Source organism: Aurantimonas sp. A2-1-M11 (assembly GCF_036549475.1).
Classification (GTDB): domain Bacteria; phylum Pseudomonadota; class Alphaproteobacteria; order Rhizobiales; family Rhizobiaceae; genus Aurantimonas.
In genome coordinates, this window is sequence record NZ_JAZHLI010000143.1 from 1 (window position 1) to 3942 (window position 3942).

4 protein-coding genes and 2 pseudogenes are annotated in these 3942 nt (G+C 59.7%); 4 read left to right on the forward strand and 2 right to left on the reverse strand.

The window, feature by feature from the left end:
• Positions 1 to 544: tetratricopeptide repeat protein (locus VQ042_RS24860; protein WP_331822941.1), on the forward strand; the 544-nt coding region annotated here is incomplete at its 5' end.
• A gap of 6 nt (positions 545 to 550) precedes the next feature.
• Here VQ042_RS24860 and VQ042_RS24865 read toward each other — a convergent pair.
• A complete protein-coding gene (locus tag VQ042_RS24865) occupies positions 551 to 1537 on the reverse strand; it encodes a TRAP transporter substrate-binding protein (RefSeq protein ID WP_331822942.1) in 987 nt (328 codons plus the stop codon).
• Between the two features lie 792 nt (positions 1538 to 2329).
• On the opposite strand from VQ042_RS24865, the gene VQ042_RS24870 reads away from it, so the two are divergent.
• The 3 genes and pseudogenes from VQ042_RS24870 (at position 2330) to VQ042_RS24880 (ending at position 3652) form a co-directional block, all read left to right on the forward strand.
• Positions 2330 to 2770 carry a BLUF domain-containing protein gene (locus VQ042_RS24870; protein WP_331822944.1) on the forward strand — a complete coding sequence of 147 codons (441 nt, stop codon included), beginning with the start codon at positions 2330 to 2332 and terminating at the stop codon, positions 2768 to 2770.
• A 173-nt stretch (positions 2771 to 2943) separates the two neighbouring features.
• A pseudogene (locus tag VQ042_RS24875) lies at positions 2944 to 3054 on the forward strand (septum site-determining protein MinD); the annotation flags it as partial.
• Between the two features lie 100 nt (positions 3055 to 3154).
• Complete coding sequence (locus tag VQ042_RS24880; RefSeq protein WP_331822943.1) at positions 3155 to 3652, forward strand: DUF302 domain-containing protein; 498 nt, start codon at positions 3155 to 3157, stop codon at positions 3650 to 3652.
• A gap of 55 nt (positions 3653 to 3707) precedes the next feature.
• Here VQ042_RS24880 and VQ042_RS24885 read toward each other — a convergent pair.
• Positions 3708 to 3942, reverse strand: a pseudogene (locus tag VQ042_RS24885) (hypothetical protein); the annotation flags it as partial.

The following is a 3942-nucleotide window of genomic DNA, read 5'->3' on the forward strand; positions in this document are numbered from 1 at the left end:
CGATGGTAGGTCACGTGGATATCCTCATTGCTTGCACCGTGGTCACCACACCACGCCGCAAAAACAACGATCTCATCCAAAGTTCGCAAGGCGGCTCACGCCGGAGGCACACATTGAGCCGAACGAGCCCGACAATTTGGCGGTGCTCGCCCAGGTGCTGGCGCTGACCGGCCGCGCGGGCGAAGCCCTGGAGGCCATCGAACGGGCTTTGCGTTTTGATCCGACCCCACCAGACTGGCACCGCCAGGTCGCCGGACTCAGCTATCTGCTCGCTGGTGAACCGGCGCGAGCGACGGAGGAACTCGGCCCCCTCTACGGCGCGGGCACTTTCGCAAGCAAGCGATGGTGGCCGGGTTGGCTGTTTGCAGCGAGCCTCGCCCATGCCGGCCGGTCCGAGCAAGCGGCGATGGTCATCCGCGCAGCGCAGGAGCGCCGGCCCGAGCGCAGCATCGCCGCCGTGGCGCAGTCTTTTGATGGCTTCGCCGACCGGGCGGGACTTGGTCTTGTTCTCGATGGCCTCAGGATTGCTGGCATGCCGGGCTGAGCCCCGTTATTCCGTATAGGCTCGAGCCTGCCAGTCGCCGTAGTCGTCGCGAAAGCGCAGGTAGCTCTGCCAAGCCTTGGCGAGCAGCGGGTCGCGGGCGACCTCATCCGCGATGATCTCTTCCCACGTCTGCCTCAGCGTAACGAGGATCTCATTGGGCCAGACACGCAGCTCGACCCCCGCGGCACGGATACGATCGAGAGCCGCAACCTGCTGCATTGCTGCATCGGCGGCGGTTTGGGCCAGCGATTGCGCGCAGGCAGCCTCCAGCACCGCCTTGTGCCGGTCGGTGAGCGCCGCCCATGTCCGTTCCGGCATCAGGATTTCGAGCGAGGTGGCCGGCTGCTGCCAGCCCGGGAAGTAAAGGTGTTTGGCGACCTCCGCGATTCCGAGTTCGACATCGATGGCAGGCAACGAAAACTCGGCGCCGCCGATCAGACCGCTCTCCAGCGCCGGCCGGATGTCCTCGGCCGAAAGCTCGTAGGAAACAACGCCCAGTTCTCGCAGCACCCGAGCGCCGTAGCCGAAGCTGCGCATGGCGAGCCCGTCGAAATCCTCGACGCGCTTCAGAGGCTTGATGAACCAACCACCGCCTTCCGCCGGCAGGATACCGCAATAGAGGCTCTTCAGGCCATGGCGTGAATAGATGGCTTCGAGCACCTCGCCGCCGCCGCCCGCCTCCATCCAGGCAGAGAAGCCGGCCGGATCCGGACCGAAGGGAAAGCCGCTGAAGATCGTTAACGCCGGATCCTCGCGATGGTGGTGCCCGGCGGACCCCCACACCGCGTCGATGAGGCGCGCGTTCAGAGCCCCGAAGCTGTCCTGGTCAAGCACAAGCCGGTCGTGAACCTCGATGACGAAGCTGCCACCAGACAGCCGCCGCACCATTTCGGCAAAACGCTCGCCAGCCTCGCCGAAGTGCTTTGGGTAAAGCAGACTGTTCATCCGCCAGCGCAGGACGTCTGTCTCACCGGCGACCGGACCGGCAAACATGCAAATTGCCAGCGCAATCGCACCGGAGATCAGTGGTCTGCGAGCAGGGAAGAGCATGACCTCAGCGCCTCGGTGTGACGGCAGGCCGCGACTGTGCGACGCTCGCACCCTACCACACTGTCTATAAGTGGCATCTTGACTCCGATGTTTCGACGTCAGCGAGCATACGCCGCATTTCGAGTGCGGTGCATTCGACCACTCTGCCACCTCTCCGGCCGTTGCCCCGTGTGTCGGGACCATCGTCTGCGAGGAAACGCGCGGTGCAGGGACGGTGATGTCCGCAAACGACGCGTCTTCCAGTCAACCGAGGCATGGTCGGCGCCTTGCGAGCGCGCCGGTCTCTTATCAAAGCCAGGGGGCGCGCATTGATGTGCCGGCACTGTGGCTCATCCCGCATATGCAAGTCTCACAAAAATTGCTGGGCCTTCCTCAGCTACCGCTGNAGGGGGCGCGCATTGATGTGCCGGCACTGTGGCTCATCCCGCATATGCAAGTCTCACAAAAATTGCTGGGCCTTCCTCAGCTACCGCTGGCAAATGGTCAGATACGCATCTGCTGTGAGTCCATTTGGCCGTTCCAGTGTTTGACCTCGGCGGCAATGCGAGAAATTTCCAATCCGGCAGTGACGCAACGAAATTGGCGCAACGGTTCAATGTGGCAACGCCGGAAACTTAGTTCGGCTACAGCGACCGTCCCGAGCGTTGGTTGAGCCGGCGTGATTAAGCGCTTGGATACCTTTTCGATATATAGCGATGATGACGTCAGGAACGCTCATCGGGGTATTTAGTGGCTATGTATCGTCTGACTTACTTCAGCGAAAATCATCTTGACTACAGAAATAATGAGGCGCGGGAGGGAATTGGAAGAATACTGGATAAATCTCGCGAGAATAACAGAAGAATGCTGTTAACTGGTGCACTGATACTGGATAATCTCTGGTTTATACAATCGATTGAGGGTGACCGTCAGCACGTGTGGAGGACTTTCCAGAGTATATACGCAGATAATCGACATCATAATGTAGTTATTGCCCAAGCAGGTGACGTTGAAGGACGCCTTTTTGGCGAATGGTCCATGGCCTTTGCGACAAGAACCGCCGAAACGGCGACGATCTTTGATGCTCATTCTCACGGCAATCGTATCAACCCAACCCTTATGTCGGCAAAAAATCTGTTGGAGCTTCTACAGAAGACCGCTGCATCAAACGTTAGCCCCTTCCTATCCGCCGTATAGCGACTCACATTTAGCCGCTTCCTTCGCTCTGCGCTCAGCAACCCGGACTGTTCGCCGGACGGAACAAAACCTTCAGCCGGTCGCTGGTAGCACCCTGCGATCTCGTTACGACCCCCCAGCTCGGTAAGCAGACCGATCGCGGGCTAGGCGCGCATGGCATCGCAGTTTAGCGCTCCACGGCAGCGCTCGGTGCGGCTCTCGCCAAAACCGGGCAGAAAGTCGTGGTCGTCGACTTCGACGTCGGTCTGCGGAACCTGGATCTGGTGATGGGCGCCGAACGGCGAGCCGACCCTCCTCAATCCGCTCAACGCCACTTCTTGCGGGCGACCGGGAAGTGGCGCACGATAAATATCCGAATTGGAATATGTCGATGGGGAGGTCGGTATGCTTCGCACAATTCACGAAAAGACTTCGTCCGCTGTCCTGGTGGCATTATTGCTGACCGCTTCGGCAGCGGCCCAGTCGGCGCACGAAGGGATAACTGTCCGAACGATCGAAGCGCCTTTCGAGGATGTCCGACACGACGTCTTGGATGCGATTGTCAATCGTGGCTTCGTCATTGACTACGAGGCGATGATCGGCGAGATGCTCGACCGGACGGCTGCGGATGTTGGCGCCGACGATAAGGTCTATGCGCACGCGGATACAATGCAGTTCTGCTCGGCCGTTCTCTCACGTGCCGCCATCGAAGCTGACCCGGCCAATATTGCCTACTGCCCCTATGTCATCTTTGTATACGAGCTTGCCGGGCAGCCCGGATCAATCCAGGTGGGCTTCCGTCATCTGCCTGTCAGAGGTTCCGACGCATCAAAGACGGCGCTGTCCGAGATCAACTCGCTGTTGGAAGAGATAGTGGCGGAAGCTACGGCCTCTGGGAAGTAGCATCCAAAATGAATCTTCCAGGCAGCCAAAGTTAAGACTGCCGGAATGCAGCCTATCAGCCAAGCCGATCGACAAGGTCGATCGCTTTCAGATGGCTGTAGCGCTGCGACATCCGGAGCTCCTTGTCCGATCCGGGGCCGGACGGCAAGAAGCGTTGATAGTTCGCCCTGAAAAACTCTTGGATGCCCTGTGCTTCAGGGATTCCCATCGGGTTTGAAGTATTGGAGAATGCCGGAAACCGATCCTGACCCGATTGATTTCCGGTGTTTTTGCAATGCGCCCATCCCGCC

Bases quoted from the DNA above. Each gene is read 5' to 3' on its own strand.
- VQ042_RS24865 (WP_331822942.1), bottom strand. From the start codon at position 1,537: ATGTTTGCCGGTCCGGTCGCCGGTGAGACAGACGTCCTGCGCTGGCGG.
- VQ042_RS24870 (WP_331822944.1), top strand. From the start codon at position 2,330: ATGTATCGTCTGACTTACTTCAGCGAAAATCATCTTGACTACAGAAAT.
- VQ042_RS24880 (WP_331822943.1), top strand. From the start codon at position 3,155: ATGCTTCGCACAATTCACGAAAAGACTTCGTCCGCTGTCCTGGTGGCA.